This window comes from Hominimerdicola aceti (assembly GCF_025567495.1).
GTDB classification, from domain to species: Bacteria; Bacillota; Clostridia; order Oscillospirales; family Ruminococcaceae; genus Hominimerdicola; species Hominimerdicola aceti.
On sequence record NZ_JAOQJZ010000004.1, the window covers coordinates 180,279 to 203,283 of the forward strand.

The window sequence follows — 23,005 nt, forward strand, 5'->3', positions numbered from 1 at the left end:
CTCTATTACTCTTCGCCGTCTTTCTCTTCTTTTTCTTCTTCGGGCAGAACTTCTTTAAGAAGCTTGTTTATCTTTGCTGAATGCTCGATAGAATTATCTGCGATAAATTTAAGCTCAGGGCATTTTTTCAGCTTCAGCACGTTTGATATCTCTCTTTTGAGAAATCCTGTTGCCGACTCAAAGCCCTTAACGGCTTCCTTTGCCTTTTCATAGCCCTCAAAGCTTGAAACATACACTTTACAGAATGAGCCGTCGCCTGCCACGTCGCAGCGGACGATAGTGAGCATATCTCCTCCGTGTATCCTTGGGTCTTTAAGGTCTCTCATTTTGCCCGATATTATTCTTCTTATATCTTCGGACATACGTCCTGCTCTGTAACCTGCCATAATATCTTTATCTCCTGCTTAAATATGCTCTTACGGGGCGGCTGTCCGTCCCGTAAGCATCATTATCAATCTCTGTATTCTTCCATATAGAACGCCTCGAAAATGTCGCCCTCCTTGATATCGGTGAACTTTTCAAGAGTGATACCGCACTCAAAGCCTGCGGCAACTTCCTTGGCGTCGTCCTTAAATCTCTTAAGGCTTGACATCTTATCCTCGGCGATAACGATACCGTCTCTTACGACTCTTATCTCGTTATTTCTGCCCACCTTACCGTCAAGAACGTAAGAACCTGCTACAGTACCAACATTGGATATCTTGTATACCTGTCTTACCTCGATACGGGCTGTTTCCACCTCTCTGTACTTAGGAGCGAGCATACCCTTCATAGCGTCTGTTATTTCTTCTATTGCATCATAGATTATTCTGTAAAGTCTGATATCAACGCCGCTCTGCTCTGCATTCTGCTTTGCAACAGGGTCAGGACGAACGTTAAATCCAACGATGATAGCGTTTGAAGCGTTTGCGAGCATAACGTCGCTTTCAGATACAGCGCCTACGCCGCCGTGGATGACCTTAACTCTGACCTCGTCATTTGAAAGCTTTTCAAGTGACTGCTTAACGGCTTCAACTGAGCCTTGAACGTCAGCCTTGACGATGATAGGAAGCTCTTTCATTTCTCCCTCAGCTATCTGGCTGAACAGGTTGTCGAGAGTTACCTTCTGATGCTGCTGGAACAGTTCTTCCTTAGCTTCATGCTTTCTCTGCTCAACAAGCTCTCTTGCAAGCTTTTCGTCTGCAACTGCGTTGAAAACGTCGCCTGCACTTGGAACTTCGCCCAGACCTGTTATCTCAACAGGTGTTGACGGACCGGCTTCCTTAATGCTTCTGCCCTTATCGTTTGTCATCGTTCTTATACGTCCGACAGAAGTGCCTGCGATTATAACGTCGCCTGACTTCAAAGTACCATTCTGAACGAGGAGTGTAGCAACAGGGCCTTTACCCTTATCAAGTCTGGCCTCGACAACAGTACCTCTTGCAAGTCTGTCAGGGTTAGCTTTAAGCTCCTTGACCTCTGCAACGAGGAGGATATTCTCAAGAAGTTCGTCTATACCCATACCGGTCTTTGCGGAAACAGGAACTGCGATAACGTCGCCGCCCCATTCCTCGACAACGAGGGACTGCTCTGTGAGCTGCTGCTTAACTCTGTCAGGGTCTGCGCCTTCTTTATCCATTTTATTGATAGCAACGATTATTGAAACGCCTGCTGCCTTTGCGTGGTTGATAGACTCGATAGTCTGCGGCATGATACCGTCATCAGCGGCAACAACGAGGATAGCGATATCTGTAACGTTCGCACCTCTTGCTCTCATGGCTGTGAAAGCTTCATGACCCGGAGTATCCAGGAACGTTATCTTCTTGCCCTCATACTCTACCTGATAAGCACCGATATGCTGTGTGATACCGCCTGCCTCAGTGTCAGTAACGTGAGCGTTTCTTATTCTGTCGAGGATAGATGTCTTACCATGGTCAACGTGACCCATAACGACAACGACAGGGCATCTTTCCTGCAGGCTCTCCTCTGGATCTTCGTCAGTTTCGATAAGTCTTTCTTCTATTGTAACGTGTACTTCCTTTTCAACCTTTGCGCCAAGCTCTTCTGCAACAAGTGCGGCGGTATCAAAGTCGACCACCTCATTGATAGAAGCCATTACGCCAAGACCCATAAGCTTTTTGATGACCTCGGTAGCTGTTACTTTAAGTCTGCTTGCAAGCTCTGAAACAACGATCTCGTCAGGTATCATGACCTTGAGCTGCTGCTTTCTAGCTCTTTCAAGCTCCAGTCTGCGGAGCTTTTCGCTCTCAGTTTCCTTCTTATGTGAGAACTGCTGTTTCTTTCTCTGCTGAGATTTCTGAGTGAGCTTCTGCTTCTTTGTGAAGTTATCCTTGCTCTTGTTCTGCTTTGAGTTTGCAAGGTTATCATACTTCTCGTTATACTTATCAAGCTCTATATAGCTTCCTCTTGTGTCGATAGTTCTCTGTGTGCCGAACGAATCGTTATCCTCAGAGATAGTATATCCGCCTGAAGTTTCTTTCTTATCAGAAAAACCGCCAAGCTGCTGACGAACGCCATGCTCTTTCTTCTTTGCAGGCTTCTGTGGAGCTGGCTGCTTTTTCTTCTGTTCAGGTGCAGGCTGTTTTGTTTCGGCCTTGACCTCCGGCTTCTTTTCCACCTTTGGCTCTGCCTTAGGCTCAGGCTTTGCTTCCGCCTTTGGAGCCGGCTTAGGCTCAGGCTTTGCTTCCGCCTTTGGAGTCGGCTTAGGCTCAGGCTTCTTTTCAACCTTTTTCTCCTTTTTCTCAGCCTTTACAGGCTTCTTATCTGCCTTCTTTTCTTCCTTGACAGGCTTTACGTTATTTGCATAGAAAGCATCAAAGCTGTCCACCTGATTGTTCTGTGTATAATACTCCAGAACATAAGAGATCTCCTCAGGGGTAAGCACTGACTGTGTTTTCTTTGGCTCTCCGCCGAGCTTGCCAAGACACTCGATAAGGTCGTTATTTGTAACTTTCAGATCCTTAGCCATATCGCTAAGCTTATATTTAGTTGTTTTCATACTCATAGGCTGTAAAATACCTCCTCAATAAATGCTAAATGCTATAAAACTCATTTTCGTCTATAGGGATCTCCTCAAGCCCTTTGGCGCAAGCCTTTGCGAAGCCTCCCTCGCAAATAGCGATAACGCCTGTTCTTTTGCCAAGACCAAAATGGATATCGTCCATTGTCATGCCAAGGCCGTAAAGCTTTATCCCGTTTTTGTAGCAGTTGAACTTTATCTCTTTAAGAGATTTAGGTGAAAAATCCGTTGCCGCAAACACTGCGCAGGCTTTGCCTGTATTGCAGGCGTCCTTCACCATATCCATACCCATTACAAGCTTTCCTGCTTTTCTGCACATTGTAACAAGCCCTATTTTATTATTCATTTTCCCTAAGCTCGCCCTCCATGCTGTTATATATATCCTCGCTTATCATGCAGGAAAAGCTTCTTTCAAACTTTCTTGCTTTTCTTGCTTTTTCAAAGCATTCGACGCTTTTGCATATATAAGCGCCTCTGCCTGATTTTTTGCCTGTGAGGTCAAGGGAGATATCCCCCTCTTTTGACTTCACCACTCTGATAAGCTCTCTCTTGGGTTTCATTTCGCCGCACCCAAGACACATTCTCATTGGTATCTTCTTAGTTTTCATCATCGGCAGCCTCAGCCTTTGCAGAGCTTTCGGATACGATATCTATTTTATAGCCTGTCAGACCTGCGGCAAGCTTTGCGTTCTGACCCTTATTACCGATAGCAAGTGAGAGCTGGTTGTCAGGAACAGTAACACGGCACTCTCTTACGCCCTCCTCTTCGCTGAGAACAACGTTTATTACCTCAGCCGGAGCAAGAGCCTTTGCGATAAACTGAGCAGGGTCTTCGCACCAATTGATAACGTCTATCTTCTCGCCCTTAAGCTCGTTCACAACAGAAGTTATTCTTGACTTTCTAGGACCGATACAAGCGCCTACAGCGTCAACATTAGGGTCCTTTGAATAAACCGCTATCTTGCTTCTTGCGCCTGCAACTCTTGAAATAGCCTTTACTTCAACAGTGCCGTCTGCTATCTCAGGAACTTCAAGCTCAAAAAGTCTTTTAACAAGCTCTCTGTGAGTTCTTGATATCTTGATAGAAGGCTTCCTGTCAGGATTTGCGATACCCACAACATATACCTTGACGATATCTCCTGCCTTGAGAGTTTCACCCGGTATCTGCTCGTTTCTTACAAGATAAACTTCGTTCTTGTCGATAGTAAGTATAGCGTTCTGAGTAGCAGGCTCGACCTTCTGGACTGTGGCAGAAACGCACTCATGCTCCTTATCGTGATACTGCTCGATAAGTCTTGCTCTTTCAAAATCCTTGATATCGTGCTTGATAGACTGCTTTGCATTCTGAGCGGCAACTCTGCCGAACTTTGCAGGGTCGAGAGGTATCTCCACCATATCGCCCACCTTGATGTTAGGGTCATAGACCTTTGCTTCGTCAAGGAAGATCTCGTTGTCAGGGTCGTCAACATACATAACATCCATAACTTCCTTGAGTATCCTTATATCGAGCTTTCCTGTAACAGGGTCGATATCCACTCTGATATTCTCGCAGTAAGGATAATCCTTCTTGATAGCCTTTTCGATACCTGATTTTATTTTCTCAATAAGTATATCGCTGCCAATATTATTTTCCTTTTCCAAATCCGTCAGAGCTTCAAAAAATTTGCTGGTCATTTCCTTATTCATTTTCTGATCAATCCTTTCACACTTGATTCGGGCTTTGCCCATATTTATTAAATTTCTTCATTCAGAACAGGTCTGCGTCATCATTGAGCTTTACATAAGCACAATCTGCAAGCTTGAACTCTACATTCTCCACGCCGTTCATATCCTCGTCCAGCTTCTGACAAAGTATCTTATCCTTGTCATATCCCACAAGACCCACAACGAACTCTTTTTCACCGTTTTCGTCAGGTCTTATGAGCCTTACTCTTATAACGTCGCCTATGCAAACTTCAAAATGCTCGGGTCTTCTAAGCTCTCTGCCAAGTCCGGGACTTCCGCACTCCAGCACATAGCTCTGAGATATAGGGTCTGCCTCGTCAAGCGCCTTGTTCATCGGTCTTGTGAAAGCCTCGCAATCGTCCATATCTATGCCGCCGTCCTTGTCGATAAGCACCCTGAGGTACCACGTTGCTCCCTCCTTTTCAAACCTTACGTCCCAAAGGAAAAAGCCAAGCTCGTCTGCGATAGGCTGTGCAAGCTCTCTTACTTTTTCTACCGTAGTTTTCTTTACTTCCATACAGCACCTCCGTTAATGCTTCCCAAAGCAAAGCCATTAGGCTTTGCCATGAAAAAAAAGCCCCATACAAAACCAAAAGACCGGAAGTCAAGTTCCAGTCTTTCATTAAAAGCCTATTGTGATTATTATACCACACAAAACAGTTTTTTGCAAGGACATTCAAAAGTTTTTAATGAAAAGAATTAAATATTATGTTAATAGTCTGTAAACATTTCGTCAACTGACGTTCTTTTCATTCTCCTCAGGGATATCCTTAGGTTTTGCTTTTTCTTTATCCACGGGTTTCTTCACTGTTCCCTCGACGAAATCCAGCGGAACGGTGAACATTATTCCCGTATTGGGCTGAGATAGATCGCCCACAGTATTATAAACTATCTTTCGTGCGGTATCGAGCTGATTATTCTTTATTACTGAGAGGATAGTTCTGTTATCCTCGTCACCGCTGAAAAGTCCTCGGATAGAGGCGCTGAGAAAGCTGCTGTCAAGTCTTGAAAGGGTCATTGCCATACCTGACGACTCGATTATAGTCGCACCCTTTATGCCTGCTGCTGAAAGTCCCTCCAGCAAATAGTCAAGCACGTCTGTTTTATTAAGGATTATGACCAGAAGTTTCACGTTATATCGCCCCCTGTTAAAATTTCAGCCTTTACGTTTTTACTTCTCCGCTGCTGACGGTGCAGTATCTTTGAGCATTGTCTGAACGCTCTCCTTGAACTTATCAGACACCTTAAAGTGAGAATCGTCCGTCCACTCGCCCTCTGGCACAAGAGCTTCTGCAGGAGTAAGGTTCTGATCCAGCATATCCTTGAGATATGACTTTTCTTCCTTATACTGTGCACTTGTCCAATCGGTATCGCTGTTTGCGGTGAATATATTATAGAAGTTATCAAGATTATCCTTAGTGATATTCGTCTGCTGGAAAGCGTTGTTTATAAGCATTGTCACCGCAGTTCCAAGAAACTTCATATTACCGTTCCTGCCCTCTTTGAAAACAGGATACTGACAGATAAGTCTTATCTGATGACCGCTGAGGTTAGTCAGATCGCCGCTTGGGATAGCGATATCGTTCTCGTCATTATCCTGAGAGAGATAGTAAAGCTCCTCATCAGGAGTATATGTAATTCCGCCCACAATATCCGCCGCATTCTCGAATGCGTCATTTGTGAGAGAAACGTAATTGTCTATAGTGATACCGAAAGTGTCTGCAACGGCTGCTTCAAGCTTCACCATGCCGCCCTCTTCGTGTATCTCACGCATTGTCTGGCTTCCGCTCACTGTGAACGCTGAAACAGGCATTATGATTATTTTCTTTGCGTCCGGTGCAACTCTTATGACTGTTGCGTCTGCAAGAACGCCCTTGCTGTTCACTCTTGCAAAAAGGGTATTATAAACCGGGCTTTTTATGCCTGCGTCGCTGTCGCTGTCATCATTGCCGATAACACCAAACTCTCTTAGGGCATACAGTGCAAGCATGCCGATAACAAAGAGGAATATTATCATCGTTATGAAGTAGACCAGAGCGATAGGAGCCTGAGATCTTCTTTTTTTCTTGTGAGCTTTCGTCTGAGCCATGTTATTGATCTCCTTACTTTCAAATATATACAGGCAGGCATACTGTCCGCCATATTTTCATATATAAACTTTTTCGGAAAAATTCTCGAAAACTATTGAACAATTTGCAATTTAGGTGTAAACTAAATAGGACGGCTGTCTGAGTCTGAGTCGATATAGAAAACAGGATTATCGTCAAGGCATATGATGTTCAGCGTAAGGCCTGCACGCTTTGCCATGTTTATGGTCTGCAAAGTGCCTGAGCCTTTGGCTTTCTCTTTTATGACCCCGATCAGACGAGAGGAATGTTCAACCATAAAGCTGTTTCGCTTTTTATAACAGCCGCTTTCATACTTGGGGCTTGTTATCACGACCGCACTGCAAGAGTTCAGAATAAGCGAATATGTATAGCTGTCCAAGGGTGTTTTCATCTCTGTACGCTGACCTGCATAGGGCAGAACGCACACGAGCTTCATATCCTTATATTCGGGCTGAGCCGAAAGGCTGTGGACTATCTCAGCACAGCGCAGGTCGATACCTTTTGACATACCAGATATAAAAGTACGGCAACCTTCGCTATATGCTTCCTTTATCATAAGGACGAGCATACTCAGGAGATTTTTCATACCCTGCTTATGGACATCGCCGCCGAAAGGCAGATCCCTGTCCCTATGACCTGTAAAGCAGCAAGAGGTATCTCGGTTGCAGAAAAATTCTTCTGCGGGGACGATATTACTCACATCAAAGCCTCCTGAAAAATTTGGCGACACAATGCCCATGATAAGAACATTATAACACATTGATTTATCTTTTTCAATAGAAAATGACAAATATTTTGCGCAAAGGCACAATTATAAAACCGAAAGGGAAGAAAAATAAAATGGATTTTTTGAAGAGAGCATGGGCTGAGGTAGATCTTGACAGCATTGAATACAATCTGAAAGAATACCGCAGGCTCATAGGGGAAAAAACAGAGATAATGTGCGTTGTAAAGGCGAGCTGCTACGGACATTTTGACAACGGGGTAGTTCCGTTTCTTGAAAACGAGATGGACATTCGCTGGTTTGCGGTATCGAACATACACGAAGCCCACAGGCTCAGGGATATGGGCATAAAAGGCGAGATACTCATTTTGGGCTACACACCTCCTGAAAATGCTAAGTGGCTCACAAGGCTTGACATCATTCAGGCTTGCACAGAGCTTTCATATGCTAAAGCACTTTCAGAAAACGCTGACGGCAAGGTACGCATACACGCCGCTATCGACACGGGCATGACGAGGATAGGTCTTCACGGGGAAACCGACAAGATATACGGTGAGCTTAAAGAGATATCAAAGCTTGAAAACATTGCGCTGGAGGGCATTTTCACCCACTATGCGGTGGCTGACAGCCTGAGAGAGCAGGACGAGAAATACACAAAGGCACAGACGGAGAAGATACTTGCCGTTGCTGACAAGTGCGAAGCAGAGGGACTTCACCTTGACAAGGTGCATTTTCTCAACTCAGCCGGCGGAGTATACTATTATAATGAGAGAAGCTCTCTTGCAAGGCTTGGAATAATACTTTACGGACTTTATCCTGACCCTGCAAAGGCTCTGCCTTTTGAGCCAAAGCCTGCTATGGAATTTAAGGCGGCTGTTGCGCAGGTAAAATACATAGACAATGGCACTGACGTAAGCTACGGCAGGACTTACACTGCAAATGGCAAAGTAAAGCTCGCAACTGTTACGGCAGGCTATGCAGACGGATATCCAAGGGCGCTTTCAAACAAGGGATATGTGCTTATCAACGGAAAGAAATGCCCTATCACAGGCAGGATATGTATGGATCAGTTCATGTGTGATGTAACTGAGGTAGAGGACGTAAAGGCAGGGGACGAGGCTGTCCTCATAGGCTCACAGGGTGATGAGAGGATAACCGCCGACGATATCGGCAAAATGACAGGAACTATAGGCTACGAGATAGTTTGCGGAATATCTGCAAGAGTGCCGAGAATTATCTCACGCCATGGAGAGCAGACGGCTGTTCTTGAAATAGAGTAAGGGAGGATAAAGAGCCATGATAAGATTTTTCGGCGGCAGGGTAATGACCCTTGCCAACGGCATAGAAACGCAGGATATAGAGGTCTGGACGGAAGGCTCAAAGATAGTTTTCGTTGGCAAGCCTAAGGCTGAGGAGCTTGACGGAAAGGTTTTTGAACGTGAATATGACCTCAAGGGAAATCTCCTTATGCCGTCATTCAAAAATGCGCACACTCACTCGGCAATGACTTTTCTGCGATCATATGCTGACGATATGCCTTTGCAGGACTGGCTTTTCAAGCAGATCTTTCCAATGGAAGCAAAGCTTGACGGAGAGAAAGTTTACTGGCTCACGAAGCTTGCTATACTTGAATATCTCACAACAGGCTGTACGGCGGCATTTGATATGTACTTTGAGCTTGACGATTATGTAAAAGCCTGCATAGAAAGCGGCTTCCGCTCTGTGCTTTGCGGTGCGGTGAGCGGTGACAAGTCTAATCTTGAAAGGCTTGAAAACAACTATCTGAAATACAACAATGTTGACCCTCTTATAAGCTTTATGCTTGGCTTCCATGCAGAATACACCTGCGAAAAGGAGCTTATGGAGGGCGTTGGCAAGCTTGCGGCAAAATACAAAGCGCCTGTTGCGATGCACAACTCGGAAACTGCAAAAGAAGTTAGAGAGTGCATAGAGAAATACGGCATGACGCCAACTGAGCTTTTTGACAGCTTCGGAATTTTCGACTTTGGCGGTGCAGGCTTCCACTGCGTTCACATGAGCGACAAGGATCTTGAGATATTCAAAAACAAGGGCGTATGGGCTGTTCACTGTGCAGGCTCTAACGTAAAGCTTGCAAGCGGCATTGCTCCTATCGTAAAAATGCAGGATATGGGCATAAACATTGCTATAGGTACTGACGGCCCTGCAAGCAACAACTGTCTTGATATGTTCAGAGAAATGTTCCTTATGACAGGCTTGCAGAAGATAGCTTGCGATGACGCTTCTGCCTGCCCTGCTGACTCGGTGCTGAAAGCGGCAACTGTAGGCTCTGCAAGGGCAATGGGGCTTTCTGACTGCGACATTATCGCAGAGGGCAAGCAGGCTGACCTTATCGTCATCGACCTTTTTCAGCCTAATATGCAGCCTCTTAACAACATAGGCAAAAACCTTGTTTACAGCGGTTCAAAGCAGAATGTAAAGCTCACGATGTGTGCAGGAAAGGTGCTTTACGAGGACGGCGAGTTCAGGATAGGCGAAGAACCTGCGGTCATTTACAAGAAATCTAACGAGATAATCGAGAGCATGAAAGACTAAAAGTAGGGGCGACCTTGGGTCGCCTTTATCTTTTACGCAAACACTGTGTTGACACACAAAAAAAGGGACGCTTTGAAACGTCCCTTTTTACATTATATTCTATTCTTCAAAAAAAATGCTTCGTTTGCAGGATAGTCTGTTTCGTCCGTGAGAGTTATCACTGCACAGTCATTTGAGCTTTCGTCCTTTTTGCCGAATATCTGATCTCTGAAAAGCCAGAAAACGTCAACGCAGATAACAGCAAGTATAAGAATGATAAGTATTATCGGCACAAGTGCGCCTGCACCCTTTCCAGGTGTAACGCCGTTCATTTGATTCATCTGATTTGGCTGGATAGGCTGTCCACCCTGATTCATCTGTGGCATTGCATTGTTTACAGGCTGAGCAGTCTGCTGATAGCCCTCTGGTGTAAGAACTCTTTCAGGCTGTGGCTGTGGTGCAACGTTTGGAGTTTCAGCAACTGTAGGCGTCTGAGGTATTTCCACAGTTCTTGAAGCCATTGCAACTTCCTCGGCTGTCGGCTGTGCAGGCTTTGCAGGCTCTTGCCCTGGCAGATAAACGCTGTCCATAGTCGGCATATCAGGAGTCGTTGGCGGAATAGTCTGATTTTGCACAGGAGTATCGTCAAAATGCAGCTCAGGCACTTCGATAGACTCCATTTCAGGATTTCTCTCGTCCACTACAGGCTCGTCGGCAGGCGTTTCGTCCTGCGGCACAGCTGTTCCGCAGACGTTGCAGAACTTAGCCCCCGCATTAAGTGTGTTTCCGCACACTGAGCAGACCTTGCTCTTTATAAGCTTCTGCGGCATTCTTGTTCCGCAGGCAGCGCAGAACTTTGCACCGTCGGCAACAGGCAGACCGCATTTTGGACAATTTTCCATATTAATACCCTCTTTTCATATTATTATTGATCCCCTCAGCCCTTTTGGCTGAGATCAAATTTTTCGATAACTTTTCCGAAAATATACCAGTTGTTTTCTATTTTGACCACTGTTATCTCACGGCTGGCAGACAGCTCGCCGCTGTCAGTAGTCTCTGTGAGCTTTGCTGTCATTGTAACAGCTTTTTTGATAGTCACATTTTTGTGATAGCTTTCCTTATAGCTTTTTTCAAGGTCTTTCAAGCCGTTGCTGTCAAGCTCTTTTTTATTGCTGAGCTTATAAGAAAGCTCCGTTTTTTCCTCGCCCCTTGTGAGAAGCGTTTCCGCAAGGGCTTCGTTATAGCTGTCGCTGTTTTTATACTCCGCCTCCGCTTCTGGGGTAAAGCAGGAAAGATATGACTGCGTATCGCTATACTGCGCCGCTGTGATAAGTGTCGCCACGGGCTGTTCATATCCCAGGACCGCTCTTTCTTCCTCTCCGCAGGAGCAAAAGAGCATTGCCACACACAAAAGCATACACAGCACTGATAATTTTTTCATTGTGCAAACACCGCATTTTCAAAAACGGGCGGAAAATTCTCCGCCCGTTACTGATCGTTTATATATCTTAGAAACCTGTGCTTATTGGAAGGTCGCCCTCGTCGAGAAGTACCCATGTGCCGTCCATCTTGCCAACAATAACAGTTGTCTTGTCGGTCTTATCAGCGTCTTCACCTTCGATAGTATACTTGATCTTTACCTTATAAGCCTTTGTAAGCTTATACTTCTTAGCCTTTTTGCTGCTGAGTATTGACGCAACGTCTGAAACTTCGTTATAGCTGTCGATATCGTCTGAGTCTACCTCAGTCTTTTTAACTACCTCATAGCTTATCTCAGCGTCATCGCCGTATTTCTTTGTAAGTCTATCTCTCTGCTTTTCAGCCTCTTCATCAAAATCCTCGTCGCTTATATCAATGATACCGTCCAGAGCGTCTGCCATATCCTTATAATAAGGAGGCATAAGCTCTTCATAAGCCTTACCGTCACCGTCATTGAGAACGTCCATAACGTTATTGATAGGAGTTTTCCAGCTTCCGCCGCCGAATATCATGCAAAGGATAACGACTACCAGAATAACAAGCACAAGCAGAACCGCCAGAACTGCGATAGTGAGCTTATTAGGCTTGTTTTTGAGATTTTTGATGTTTTCAACAGAAACAGCGTCCTTTATAGCGTTCATGTCGATATTCTTGGCTGCCTGCTGAAGATTTGCCATTGGTGAAGCGGTCTGCTGTGCAGGCTGCTGAGGTGCTATTGTTGCACCGCACTGAGTACAGAAAGTCGCATTGTCATTAAGCTGAGCTCCGCACTGTCCACAAAATTTTGCCATATGATTATCTCTCCATATTCTTGATATTTTTTTGAAGATACTTACTTCATAATAATATATTAAACTAAAGTGTTTGATTTGTCAATAGTTTTTCACAAAGTTTAGCAAAAAAGTACACATCATCAGCCCTTTTCGCACATTTGTTACATATTATTTTGAAAAAGCTGTTACAAAACCTTAAAGCTGTTTACCTATTCTTATAATGCTTTCAGTGATAAGCTTTTTGAAAAGGGGAGCAGCCTTGTCTGCACATTCCTGAACTTCAGCATGAGTGAGAGGATTATCCGTCATGCCTGCTGCAAGGTTTGCAACGCAGGATATTCCGCAGACTTTCATGCCTGCATGATTTGCGGCGATAGCCTCGCAGGCTGTTGACATTCCCACTGCGTCAGCACCGATAGTTCTTGCCATTCTTATTTCCGCAGGGGACTCGAAAGACGGTCCGGTGAGCTGGAGATAAACGCCATGGCGGAGGGTTATGTCAAGATCTTCTGCCGCACCTGAGATTATATCCCTGAGCTTTTTGTTATATATCTCGCTCATATCAGGAAATCTTGTACCAAGTTCGTCGATATTCTTGCCAATAAGAGGATTAGGTACAAAGCTTGAGATATGGTCGGTTATAAGCATGAAGTCGCCTGCCTTGAAGCCCGCGTTCACTCCGCCCGATGCGTTTGTAAGGAAAAGCACCTTTGCACCCAACATTCTCATAAGTCTTGCAGGAAGCACAACGTCCTCCATTGCATAGCCCTCATAATAGTGCACTCTGCCCTGCATTATAACAACAGGCACTTCGCCAACATATCCGAAAACGAACTGACCCTTATGACCCTCTACCGTTGATGTAGGGAAGCCCTCTATATCCTTATAGCTGAGGGTGTATTTCACGTCTATGGAATTTGCATAATCGCCAAGACCTGAGCCAAGCACAAGGGCTACCTTTGGCTCAAAGTCTATTTTACTTTTTACGCACTCATAACATTTTGTAAGCTTTTCATAAGCTGTCATAAAATTTCCTCCTATCAATCCTCACCAAGCTTTAACGCCTGACTTATCTTTATCTTCTTTATAAGTCTGCCAAGCACCACAAAGGCTGTGAGCAGCATTACTCCTATAACTGCATAAAGCTTCAGATAGTCGCTGCGTTCAGGTATCACTGCAAACGGCGGCACTGACTGGCTTGCGTCGAAGATGCTCTGGAACAGTGGTACGAAAAGGTCGCTTGTTACGCCGCCGATAAAGATAGCGGCGAATATTGCAACGCCTGACACCAAAAGCTGTTCATAGACTATCATCATTATTATCTCTCTGAACTTCATTCCCATTGCTCTTAGGATACCAAACTGCAAAGTCCTGCTCTTTATGGAGAGTATCCAATAGATAAGGAAACCTATTATGCACATCACCATGATGATGATAAAGCCGAGAGTGAGAGCACCGTTCATGCCCTGGAGCATAGGGTCGTTTTTCTTTTCTATGGTCTGCTGGCTTGCAGATTCAAGGGTGAGGGGTTTAATGCCTGCTTTGTCTATTGAGTCATAAAACTCCTGAACGGAAGCTCCGTCTTTGAGCTTGAACCATACCTCATAAGGCTCCATGCTTGTCTGAACGTTCACATAATCGTAGTTCATAACGGCAAAGTCCATATAACCGCCGTTTTTCGCCTCTTTATAAGGGCTTAGTCCCGGCCAGTAGTCAACAAAGGCAAGGACGGTCACTTCAAAGGGCTCGTTTCCGCCCCACTTACACTCTACAGTATCACCAAGCTCCAGACCATAGCTCTTGAAGCTTGAAGAGAGGATAACTCCCGGTGTGTACTCTGCGAGAGCGTTCAGGTAGTTATTTAACTGAACCGGCAGAAGTCTGTCCTCAAATTTGCAGACCTTTGAGAAATCGCTTGGCACTATGGTCATAAGCTGGACATTGCTTGTTGAGCTTTTGCCTGAGCTTGTGTCAACGCTTTGGTCAAGGAAATCGTCACGGGTCTTTTCCTCATCGTCAGACTTTGTCTGCTGTCTTGGAACGTTCATTTTGTTTGAAGATATGGTCACGTCGTCTTTTCTGAAAACCTTTGTGACATTTTCCACTCCTGCGAGCTTTTCAAATCGCTCAAAAACAGGCTCTACATACTGTATGGTAGTTTCTGTATCTTCTTCGTCGCTTTCTTCGGAAGTCTGCTTTATGCCTGATTGAGCTGCCTGAGATGCGCTTTGAGGAGTGGTCTGCTGTGCAGATTCTATCTTACTGCTATACCACTGCTCTGTAAGAACAGCGTCGCAGCCGACCCCATAGGCAACGCTTTCCTCGGCATTTCTGTTCAAGGCTCTTGCGGTATTGGCAAAGAACACGCCCAATGATACAGTAAGAACAAGGAACAGCATCAAAAATCTTTCCCTGCCCGTTGAGGAGCGACCGATATTGGTCAGTGAAACATACTGTGCAGGCGACCACACTCTTCTGCCTATTCTTGCGAGAAGCCTTATTATATAAGGATATATCCTTATAAGAAACAGACCAAGGCCAAGTATAAAGGCAGTGGAAGCCACGAACATTATAGGGTTTACTGTTGCGGTGGTGTCTGTTACACCCTCTGCAACAAGCTTTTCCTGAGTTTTGTTGTAATAATAAAGCCAGCCAACTGAACCGCCCACAAGGATAAAATCAAGGCAGACCTTTTCCCACAGAGCGTGCTTTTTCTTTTTGGCTTTTGACTGCTTATGCTCAACAATAGTTGTTTTTGTGGCAGGAACGATCGGTATCATAGTTGTGACAAAGAACACTGCCACGGCTATTGCCGCATAGACGACAGCTTCTATTGTCATATGAACAGGTAGCGAACGCCTGTTGACAAACTCCAAGAATCCGTTTGACGCACCAAGTACCTTGCAAAGTCCAAGACCTGCGAATGGTCCTATTATAACGGTCAGAACGCCCAGTACGAGAGATTCCAGAGCATAAATGCCCATTATCTGCAAGCGGCTTGCTCCACGGCTTTTGAACACCGCTATCTCGTTACGCTCCTGCTCAACGTTGAGCTGCGACACCATAAAGAGATAGAATATTATCATAAGTATGACAGGTATCTGCAAAAGCCACAAAACAAGCTGGAGCTGTGATGAACGGCTCTCATAGTCCTTGAGGATATCTGAGGCAGGCATCGAAAAGCCTATGGAATTTTCACCAAAATAGGTCTTTTGCTTTGCTATCATTTCGTTTGTGCTTGCAAGGTCAGTCATATTCATGGAAGCATAATCCACCGCATAGTTATGGACAGCCTTTGTGATATTCACAACGCCAGTATCAACGCAATCCCCGAGCATAGTGTCATAATCTGTAAAGACAACGGCTGTATACTGAGAATCAAGACCCTCTGCCCAATATGCGTCATTTTCGTCCTTAACGTCAAAAACGCCCACGATCTCTATTTTTATTGACTTGTTATCATCAAACACGTCGGCTATCTCATATACTGTGTTTATAGCAAGCTCTGTGCTTTTCATGGCTTTTTCTGTGGCAACGCACTCGTAAACGCCGTCTGAACGCTTGCCTGCAGTGAACATTCTGCCCTGCTTTATGCTGATATGGTCGGAAATATCCGTCATACCGCCGAGAGTGAATCTTGCCTGCGAATTGCCATCTGAAACGGCAAGTGAACGCACATAGAGATACTCGTCACTTATATACTTCTTATCAAGCTTTTCAGGCAGACCAAGCTCCTTGAACTTAGCCTCCACTTTGTTATTATAATTCTCAACAGCTTTCTGCTGCTCACTGCCTGAGATATCCATTTTCAATCCATAGCTGGTATTATACGCACCTGGATAGATCTCATATTCTGTCTGGAACGACTCAAGATCCTTTACAAGCATTCTTTGCAGAGAAGCGTTCATATAAATAGGGATAGTGCTCATCATGGCAGACGCCATAACAAAGCCTATCAGCAGGCAAAGCACCATCCATTTGGTGTTTCGCATTTTACGGAACAATAAGGTGAACATAAGCTTATCCTTTCAAACCTATCTGATAACAATTTCGTCGCCCTCTTTAAGGCCCGATTTTATCTCGGTCTGAGAGCCTGTAGAAAGTCCTGTTTCCACTTCAACGGCAGTTTTTTCACCGTTTTTCAGCACATAAACTACCTTTGTGCCGTCAACCTTTTTTATCAGATTATTTGAGATAACGATAGCGTCCTTTACGCTGTCAAGGACAAGTATCGTATCTGCAAGCTGACCCACTGTTTCCGCAGGGGCGGTATCCTTGAAACGAACATAGATAGTATCCGCCTGATAATCTATACCTGTATCGTCAACATTGTTATGATCCTCTTTCTGCTCTTCCTGATAATCCGCAAGCTTTTTAGGAGTCATAAAAACAACACCGTCATAATAATCCTCGCCTATCCTTATCTGCACTTCTGTGTCGATATCATACTGGGTGAGGTCGTCAGGCTGTATTGCGATATAAAGAGCCGAAGTATCTATAACAGTTGCGATAGTCTGACCCGGATTTACGTTGTCGCCTGCTCTTACGTCAGAGAGTGACGAAACAACGCCGTCTATAGGTGATTTCAGGCTTGAATCCTCCTTCTGAGCCTGAAGCTTTTCAAGTTCTTTTTCAAGGAGCTGAACGTCAACATAAGCAGAGTCTATCTCTGCCTGGGAGCCACCGCCCTCATAAATTATATCAACTTTAAGCTTTGCTTTTTCAAGATAAAGCTGTTTTTCTTCTATCTGATAGTCAAGGTCATATGTATCAAGGTCACAGATAACATCACCCTTTTTGACCTTATCGCCTGCTTTTACATAAAATTTTGACACTGTGCCACTCTGCTTTTCATAAGAAAGAGTATACTGATTTTCCGCTGTGACAGTGCCCGTTGCGACTATCTTCTTTTCAAGGTCTTTTTTCTTTGCCGTCACTGTGGAATATGTAACATCGCTTGCCTTCACGGTCGGCGCATCGAGGACTTCCTCCTCGTCAGGAAGCAGATAGCAACCCCCTGCGGAGAGGCACATTATCGCTGATACTGCGGCAGCAAAAAGCTTTTTTAAATCAACTTTTATATTCATGTTCAGACTCCTAACTGAATATTTTTATAAACAACTTACCATGGGCAATAATACCCAAAGTAATTATATCAAAAAAAAGATGTTTTTTCTATACACGATTGTACTAAATTAACCTGACATTTCAAAGCAATATGCACAATTGCGTTGCTTTATATATGTACAAATTTAATAAGTCTTAAATATATGAACATAAAAAAGGGCTTCACGCAAAAAAAGTCCCGCACCGAAGTGCAGGACTTTTGATAAGCTTATTTGCAAATTAGTTTGCAAGACCTGATCTTTCAACACCCTCGATAAAGTATCTCTGGAGAAATACATACATAATAAGGATAGGTGTGATAGAAAGCAGACAACCTGCTTCAAGCCATACGATTATCTGTCTTACAGATACCGCCTGACCGTCGAAGAGCTGCTGAGTCAGGTTTGTATTCAGGTTCTTCAGCATAAGAGCAACAGTGTCGTTCTGTGTGAAGAATGATGATGATACATAGTAGTCGTTCCAATACCAAACGATAGAGAACAGGAATACTGTCAGGAACGATGACTTTGCGTTAGGACACATGATAACAAGGAATGTTTTCAGTGGGCTGCAGCCGTCGAGGTATGCAGCATCTTCAAGCTCCTTAGGAAGTCCTCTGAAGAACTGACGGAAGATGAAGATAAACAGACCTGCACGGAGTCCGTTTGCAAACAATGCAGGAAGATACATTGTCCAACCGCTGTTGATAAGCGATGTTGATTTGCCAAGTGTGAATACCTTAGCGAGCCACGCTGGCTTGAAGTAAGCATACTGGAGGTAAAGTGGGATAGTTGTGATCTGTGGAGGTACGATGATCATAAGAACAACGATACCGAACAGGATTCCCTTACCTTTGAACTTAAATCTAGCGAAGCCGTAGCCTGTGATAGAGCAGGTGATAACCTGAAGGACAGAGGCCACGAGGTTAAGGATAACGGTGTTTACAACAGTATCTTCAAACTTCATTACTCCCCAAACGTCCTTGATGTTATCAAGTGTGAAGCTCTTAGGGATCCAAACTACTGATGGGTCGTTCATCTGCTCATTTGGTCTGAACGCAGTTGAAAGCATGAATATCAGTGGATAGAGGATTACGAAGCACAGACCAAACAGGATAAGGAACCTGAAGAACGGCCAAACCATTCCGATCGCTCTTCTTCTTCTGTTATAGCTGATCTGCTCAGGGGTGAGATATTTCTCAAGACCCTCCTCTTTCATCTTCTTATAACGGGCTTTAATAGCAGCCTTTCGTTCTTTTTCGAACTCTTTTTCTTCTTTTTTAGTTGCCACTTAAATCCCCCCTTATTCTACTTCATAGTAAACGAACTTATTAACAAGTGCTACGACAAGTGCAAGGAATACTGCTACGATAAGGAAGTATGCCCAAGCCATTGCCGCTGAGTAGCCATGCTCCCAGTTGCTTGCCTTGTTAAGAACGATCGTCATAACTTCGTTCTGTGGATCGACGAATGAGTCAACGATTGTATAAACCACGCTTGAAAGTATCATTGGGCTGATATAAGGAATTGTGACTTTCCAGAAGAACTCCCATGAAGTTGCACCCTCGATCTGGGCTGCTTCCTTAGCTGAGAGCGGGATACCCTGAAGTGCTGAAAGCACCAGAAGTATCTGGATACCTGAGTTCCATACAAGGTTCAGGATGTCGGTGGTCAGCGAGTTTATTATCTCAGTGAGCTTATCACTGATGTTGTAGATACCGAGGAAGTTCAGCAACTGGTCAACGAGGTCAGCCTCGAACATTGAGCTGAACTGCTCAGATCCGCCTGCGTATCCGCCTGTGCTCATGTTACCGTTGATGATGTCGATAACAGGACCTGTAGCGATGATAACAGGGAGGAAGAATACTGATCTTGCGAATGTTCTTCCCTTGAATTTCTGATTAAGGATAACTGCGATAAAGATAGAGAATATGAGGATAAGAGGAGTTCTCAAAACCGTATTCTCGATCATCGCTACCAGAGCCTTGGAATAATCCTGATCCTTACGGAAAGCGTTTACATAGTTTTTCCAACCGATAAAGGACATTTTCATTCCGCCCTGAGTTACCTCAGTTTTGTTGAATGAGTAAATGAGAGATTCTATAAGAGGCAGGATAAAGAAGTAGATAGTACCCAGCGCCCAGATCGCTATAAATCCGTAGCCGTAAAGTCCTTTTCTTTTTTCATAAGAAAGTCTGTGCTTCTTTTCCTTCATCACAGGTGCAGGAGCGACTGCCTCAGCGGCAGGCTCTTCTGCGATTATCTCCTCTGTTGAAATATCTTCTGTAACAGCCTCAGCGTCATTTTCCTTTTCGACTGTATCTTCAAGATCCTCAGCCTTAACAGCCTCGATCTCTTCAGGAGTGTTTTTGATCTCTTCGCTCATTATTCTGTCAAACCTCCTTCTATACAATCTGCAAGGTCATAGACCTCTGTGCCTACGGTAGCTGTTGCGTTCTTCTTATCAACACTGATAACAACGTCTGAAGCTCCGTCCTTTGAATAAGTTGTGGTAAGAACGTTCTTGTCATCGCTCAGCTCATACTTTGTGATCGTATAATCTGAAACGCCTGAAAGTATGCTGCTTACCTTTTTGTACTGATTAGCCGCAAGATCTGTCCAGCCTGCATAGTTTGAATAATACAGGTCGTCATATTCCGTATCCTGAAGCGTATCAGCGTCAGCGTATGTCATATCATAGTGTATCTGTGAGCCTGAAGCCAGTGAAAGCAGGAATGTTTCATCTGAATTTGAGCTCTTATTGATAGGGGTTGAAGCGTAGTCAACATATCCGTGAATGACCATCTGATAGAACGGGATATCGAAATCTGTTACGTTGAATCCACTGGAGTAAACAGGAACGTTTGAAACGTTTGTTACATATGGGAGAACGTAAGAGTTCGCACCGTCTGCGAATACTGTACTGATCTTCTCGCTCGCACTCTTATAGCCGTCAACGATAGTATTCATGGTCTTGCTTCTGCTTGAAGGATCCTTCTTTGAATAGTCAGAAACAAGCTTTGTTGAATAATCACCGAAGCCGATAGAAGTGAGCTTTTCATCAGTATAGCTCTCGAGCATTTCTGTGAACACATTCGAGTACTTGTTTGGTGTGAGCAGAGCAGGTGAAACTCCCTTTTCTGCAACACCGAAGGCTGGGCTGTATGATGACTGTCTTGAATAAGCATTTGAAACTCTGATAGCTGTGCTTGTAAGAGTCATATATCCCCATGAACCACTGTCCATCTTGAAGTTGTTCATTGAAGGAACGATCTTCATATTATCGTCCTTTGAGATAAGCTTATCGAATGCGCTTGAACCACCAAGCTTGCCGGACGGAGATACCTCTGTGGATATCTTGTTCTTGATAGAGTCATTTGTCCAGTCGTTATAGTTGACAGTTATGTTGTCAACTCCGCCGTCCTTGAGGATATCAAGTATGTCTGAAGCCTGATCGAAGCCAGTGATCTCTGTTTTAAGATTGAATGGGATACCGAGAATAGAAGTATCCTTCATAACGCCGCCATAAAGGTCAACGTAAAGATCGCTCTTATTTGCCTGAGCCTTAGCTGTAAGGCCCCTATTATTGATAAGGTAGTTTCTGTAGACCTCAGCGCAGTCGGCGTAGTTAAGATCCTCGCCGTTGTCTGAATCAACAGGATAATAACGAACTCCAAATCTCTCGGTCTTTATTCCGTTCTTCTCGAACACTGTGATCTTGTTTGAGTTATCACCGCTCATGAAGAATGAGTCTGAGCTTCTTGTTTCAAACTCGAAGTAACAAGTGTTGTAAGCCTGCTTTTCCTGTCCGCATACCTGAGCGTGAGCATAAACGTTTGACTCACCGTCAGAAGCAACGCAAACAAGTCCGGATGAACCGCTTACTGTTGCAAGGACCGGCATATAAGCCTGCTGAGTAGTTCTTGGAGCTGTTATTGGAACGGCTGTATAATCTCTGCCGAATACCTGCTGATTATAGTCAGCGTACTCGGTCTTGCCGTTATTGTAGTTTATTACAGCACCGCTTCCGTCAGGAACTATCATATAGCCTGTCGCAGTTGAATCAGCAGCGCCGAAGTTAGGGCAGAACTCGATCTTTGTAAGCACCTTTCCGTCTACCTGAGAAGTGTTTTTCTCCTCGATCTCATCTGAATCGCAGTAAACATAAAGGTTATCGTCCTCAAGAACGTAATGTATCTTGAGCTTCACACCATCAGAAACGTAGTTATATGTAGCAACAACGCCGTCTGAATTTTTCTGCCATTTTACTTTTGCCTTGTTGGAGTAAACCGGAGCAGGGGACTCTGTTCTCTTTTCCTGTCTAAGGTCACCGACTCTGATAGCGGCACTTGCAGCGATCTGCTTTCTCTGGGCATTTTTCATTGCTGTGCCCTTAACTGTGTCGATAATTGTCTGGTCAGCCTGAACATTTATAGGCGAAGTCCACCAATACTTACCTGAAGCCTTTACATAAAGACAAAGTCTTTCGTTTTCTTCGTCAAGATAAAGAGCTATCTTGTCGTTCTCTGTTATCTTTTCGCACATTGCAAGAGCTTCTTCGTCAGTTATAGGCTGAACCTCGTCGTCCTTGCTTGCTGTAGTAGTTGTTTTCTCATCGGCTGCTGAGTCTTCAGCAGCTTTATCGCTGCTTTCATCGGCAGTAGCTGCTGCGTCGGAAGCGTCAGCTGAGCTTGTATCATCAGCCGCTGAATCGACACTGCTGTCAGTATCCTTTACTGCGGCGCTTGAATCAGCCTGGCTTGAACTCTCGTCAGTGGAAGAAACCACCATTGACCCCAGAGGCATCAGCATTGTAAGGCAGATAGCAAAGACAACTGCTTTCTTGTAACTTTTGTTATGCATTTATTATTTACACCACCGTTTCTGTTTTAGCCTCTGATCCTGTACATGATCTCAGTATAAACTGAGTAACCGAATACATATACCTGCTGGAACAATGAAAGGAGAAGTATCGCAAGGAACAATATAAGAAGCATTGCGATGATCGTACCAATAATTGAAGCAAGTGTTTTTCCGAATGAATACTGGTGAACGGCTCTCATTGCCTGCACCATAAGGATAACAGACCAGCCGATGCCAAGATACTGGATAGCTGTGATCCAGATCGACTCGTCCTGTACCAGAACGTTTGAGAAGATCACTGCGATAAATGTGCAAACGATGTAAGGAACAAGAGAATATGCAGAATAGATGCAGATCTTTTTAAGTGTACCTTCACCGTCGAGAAGTGTGCATATTGCCCAGTTGCCGAGTACCCAAGTGAAGAAGTAAACTACAGACTGAACGATAAGCGGAACAACGTTGAATACTTTAACGTAGCTGTCATTGAACTGGAAGCCTGTGAGCTGTCTGTCAACGACCATTGCAATAAAGAGGAAGAGAACTATGAGCATCGATATTTTCATTGAGCCTTGTTTCTTCCATCTCAGGTCCTCAAAACCTTCAACAGGGTGGAAAACACAATGCTTGAGCCAACCTACCGGAGTAAATTCATACAT

At 44.4% G+C, this 23,005-nt stretch carries 21 protein-coding genes; 2 read left to right on the forward strand and 19 right to left on the reverse strand.

From position 1 onward, the window contains the following. Positions 1-5: 5 nt before the first annotated feature. The 9 genes from rbfA to OCV57_RS05870 form a co-directional block, all read right to left on the reverse strand. Entirely contained in the window at positions 6-386 is a 381-nt protein-coding gene (gene rbfA, locus OCV57_RS05830) for a 30S ribosome-binding factor RbfA (protein WP_038670210.1), read from the reverse strand. Positions 387-451: 65 nt separating this feature from the next. Then, a complete protein-coding gene (infB, locus tag OCV57_RS05835; RefSeq protein WP_267300774.1) occupies positions 452-3,004 on the reverse strand; it encodes a translation initiation factor IF-2 in 2,553 nt (850 codons plus the stop codon). Positions 3,005-3,032: 28 nt separating this feature from the next. Next, a complete protein-coding gene (locus OCV57_RS05840) occupies positions 3,033-3,365 on the reverse strand; it encodes a L7Ae/L30e/S12e/Gadd45 family ribosomal protein (protein ID WP_267300775.1) in 333 nt (110 codons plus the stop codon). Further along, positions 3,358-3,627 (reverse strand): RNase P modulator RnpM, encoded by a 270-nt coding sequence (rnpM, locus tag OCV57_RS05845; RefSeq protein WP_038672821.1) that lies wholly within the window; start codon positions 3,625-3,627, stop codon positions 3,358-3,360. The genes OCV57_RS05840 and rnpM overlap by 8 nt, the downstream gene beginning before the upstream one ends. Continuing rightward, positions 3,617-4,705: a transcription termination factor NusA gene (nusA, locus tag OCV57_RS05850; protein WP_243240703.1), complete on the reverse strand. Its 1,089-nt coding sequence runs from the start codon at positions 4,703-4,705 to the stop codon at positions 3,617-3,619. The genes rnpM and nusA overlap by 11 nt, the downstream gene beginning before the upstream one ends. Positions 4,706-4,766: 61 nt before the next feature. After that, a complete protein-coding gene (locus OCV57_RS05855) occupies positions 4,767-5,261 on the reverse strand; it encodes a ribosome maturation factor RimP (protein WP_267300778.1) in 495 nt (164 codons plus the stop codon). A 216-nt stretch (positions 5,262-5,477) separates the two neighbouring features. Beyond that, positions 5,478-5,876, reverse strand: a complete 399-nt coding sequence (locus OCV57_RS05860) for a hypothetical protein (RefSeq protein ID WP_242988935.1) — start codon at positions 5,874-5,876, stop codon at positions 5,478-5,480. 39 nt (positions 5,877-5,915) lie between these two features. Further along, the gene (locus tag OCV57_RS05865; protein ID WP_022287251.1) at positions 5,916-6,833 is read right to left on the reverse strand and encodes an LCP family glycopolymer transferase; all 918 of its coding nucleotides are present in this window, start codon (positions 6,831-6,833) and stop codon (positions 5,916-5,918) included. Positions 6,834-6,955: 122 nt separating this feature from the next. Then, positions 6,956-7,552 carry an SLOG family protein gene (locus OCV57_RS05870; protein ID WP_242993225.1) on the reverse strand — a complete coding sequence of 199 codons (597 nt, stop codon included), beginning with the start codon at positions 7,550-7,552 and terminating at the stop codon, positions 6,956-6,958. Between the two features lie 140 nt (positions 7,553-7,692). On the opposite strand from OCV57_RS05870, the gene alr reads away from it, so the two are divergent. Beyond that, complete coding sequence (gene alr / locus OCV57_RS05875; protein ID WP_267300780.1) at positions 7,693-8,856, forward strand: alanine racemase; 1,164 nt, start codon at positions 7,693-7,695, stop codon at positions 8,854-8,856. Positions 8,857-8,872: 16 nt separating this feature from the next. Beyond that, positions 8,873-10,150, forward strand: a complete 1,278-nt coding sequence (locus OCV57_RS05880; protein ID WP_267300781.1) for an amidohydrolase — start codon at positions 8,873-8,875, stop codon at positions 10,148-10,150. 92 nt (positions 10,151-10,242) lie between these two features. On the opposite strand, the gene OCV57_RS05885 is transcribed toward OCV57_RS05880, so the two are convergent. The 10 genes from OCV57_RS05885 to OCV57_RS05930 all read right to left on the reverse strand — a co-directional run bounded on the left by OCV57_RS05885 (position 10,243) and on the right by OCV57_RS05930 (position 23,005). Beyond that, on the reverse strand, positions 10,243-11,031 hold the full coding sequence (locus OCV57_RS05885; RefSeq protein ID WP_267300782.1) for a zinc ribbon domain-containing protein: 789 nt from the start codon (positions 11,029-11,031) through the stop codon (positions 10,243-10,245). A gap of 35 nt (positions 11,032-11,066) precedes the next feature. Further along, the gene (locus OCV57_RS05890) at positions 11,067-11,570 is read right to left on the reverse strand and encodes a hypothetical protein (RefSeq protein ID WP_267300784.1); all 504 of its coding nucleotides are present in this window, start codon (positions 11,568-11,570) and stop codon (positions 11,067-11,069) included. Positions 11,571-11,637: 67 nt separating this feature from the next. Then, positions 11,638-12,399, reverse strand: coding sequence for a zinc ribbon domain-containing protein (locus tag OCV57_RS05895; protein WP_038670192.1), 762 nt, complete (start codon positions 12,397-12,399; stop codon positions 11,638-11,640). 177 nt (positions 12,400-12,576) lie between these two features. Continuing rightward, on the reverse strand, positions 12,577-13,407 hold the full coding sequence (locus OCV57_RS05900; RefSeq protein WP_117856903.1) for a purine-nucleoside phosphorylase: 831 nt from the start codon (positions 13,405-13,407) through the stop codon (positions 12,577-12,579). A 14-nt stretch (positions 13,408-13,421) separates the two neighbouring features. After that, positions 13,422-16,397, reverse strand: a complete 2,976-nt coding sequence (locus OCV57_RS05905; RefSeq protein WP_267300785.1) for an ABC transporter permease — start codon at positions 16,395-16,397, stop codon at positions 13,422-13,424. 18 nt (positions 16,398-16,415) lie between these two features. Then, positions 16,416-17,468, reverse strand: a complete 1,053-nt coding sequence (locus tag OCV57_RS05910; RefSeq protein WP_138336809.1) for an efflux RND transporter periplasmic adaptor subunit — start codon at positions 17,466-17,468, stop codon at positions 16,416-16,418. Between the two features lie 259 nt (positions 17,469-17,727). Continuing rightward, positions 17,728-18,777: a carbohydrate ABC transporter permease gene (locus tag OCV57_RS05915; protein ID WP_038670186.1), complete on the reverse strand. Its 1,050-nt coding sequence runs from the start codon at positions 18,775-18,777 to the stop codon at positions 17,728-17,730. Positions 18,778-18,789: 12 nt separating this feature from the next. Continuing rightward, a complete protein-coding gene (locus OCV57_RS05920) occupies positions 18,790-19,872 on the reverse strand; it encodes a carbohydrate ABC transporter permease (RefSeq protein WP_267300786.1) in 1,083 nt (360 codons plus the stop codon). Beyond that, positions 19,872-22,349, reverse strand: coding sequence for a DUF5696 domain-containing protein (locus tag OCV57_RS05925; protein ID WP_195221391.1), 2,478 nt, complete (start codon positions 22,347-22,349; stop codon positions 19,872-19,874). Before OCV57_RS05925 ends, OCV57_RS05920 begins: the two co-directional genes overlap by 1 nt. A gap of 26 nt (positions 22,350-22,375) precedes the next feature. Continuing rightward, complete coding sequence (locus OCV57_RS05930) at positions 22,376-23,005, reverse strand: Yip1 family protein (protein ID WP_022287238.1); 630 nt, start codon at positions 23,003-23,005, stop codon at positions 22,376-22,378.

Excerpts from the sequence above, each read along its gene's own strand:
- rbfA (WP_038670210.1), bottom strand. The coding sequence starts at position 386 with ATGGCAGGTTACAGAGCAGGACGTATGTCCGAAGATATAAGAAGAATA.
- infB (WP_267300774.1), bottom strand. The coding sequence starts at position 3,004 with ATGAGTATGAAAACAACTAAATATAAGCTTAGCGATATGGCTAAGGAT.
- OCV57_RS05840 (WP_267300775.1), bottom strand. The coding sequence starts at position 3,365 with ATGAATAATAAAATAGGGCTTGTTACAATGTGCAGAAAAGCAGGAAAG.
- rnpM (WP_038672821.1), bottom strand. The coding sequence starts at position 3,627 with ATGAAAACTAAGAAGATACCAATGAGAATGTGTCTTGGGTGCGGCGAA.
- nusA (WP_243240703.1), bottom strand. The coding sequence starts at position 4,705 with ATGAATAAGGAAATGACCAGCAAATTTTTTGAAGCTCTGACGGATTTG.
- OCV57_RS05855 (WP_267300778.1), bottom strand. The coding sequence starts at position 5,261 with ATGGAAGTAAAGAAAACTACGGTAGAAAAAGTAAGAGAGCTTGCACAG.
- OCV57_RS05865 (WP_022287251.1), bottom strand. The coding sequence starts at position 6,833 with ATGGCTCAGACGAAAGCTCACAAGAAAAAAAGAAGATCTCAGGCTCCT.
- alr (WP_267300780.1), top strand. The coding sequence starts at position 7,693 with ATGGATTTTTTGAAGAGAGCATGGGCTGAGGTAGATCTTGACAGCATT.
- OCV57_RS05880 (WP_267300781.1), top strand. The coding sequence starts at position 8,873 with ATGATAAGATTTTTCGGCGGCAGGGTAATGACCCTTGCCAACGGCATA.
- OCV57_RS05885 (WP_267300782.1), bottom strand. The coding sequence starts at position 11,031 with ATGGAAAATTGTCCAAAATGCGGTCTGCCTGTTGCCGACGGTGCAAAG.
- OCV57_RS05890 (WP_267300784.1), bottom strand. The coding sequence starts at position 11,570 with ATGAAAAAATTATCAGTGCTGTGTATGCTTTTGTGTGTGGCAATGCTC.
- OCV57_RS05895 (WP_038670192.1), bottom strand. The coding sequence starts at position 12,399 with ATGGCAAAATTTTGTGGACAGTGCGGAGCTCAGCTTAATGACAATGCG.
- OCV57_RS05900 (WP_117856903.1), bottom strand. The coding sequence starts at position 13,407 with ATGACAGCTTATGAAAAGCTTACAAAATGTTATGAGTGCGTAAAAAGT.
- OCV57_RS05905 (WP_267300785.1), bottom strand. The coding sequence starts at position 16,397 with ATGTTCACCTTATTGTTCCGTAAAATGCGAAACACCAAATGGATGGTG.
- OCV57_RS05910 (WP_138336809.1), bottom strand. The coding sequence starts at position 17,468 with ATGAATATAAAAGTTGATTTAAAAAAGCTTTTTGCTGCCGCAGTATCA.
- OCV57_RS05920 (WP_267300786.1), bottom strand. The coding sequence starts at position 19,872 with ATGAGCGAAGAGATCAAAAACACTCCTGAAGAGATCGAGGCTGTTAAG.
- OCV57_RS05925 (WP_195221391.1), bottom strand. The coding sequence starts at position 22,349 with ATGCATAACAAAAGTTACAAGAAAGCAGTTGTCTTTGCTATCTGCCTT.
- OCV57_RS05930 (WP_022287238.1), bottom strand. The coding sequence starts at position 23,005 with ATGTATGAATTTACTCCGGTAGGTTGGCTCAAGCATTGTGTTTTCCAC.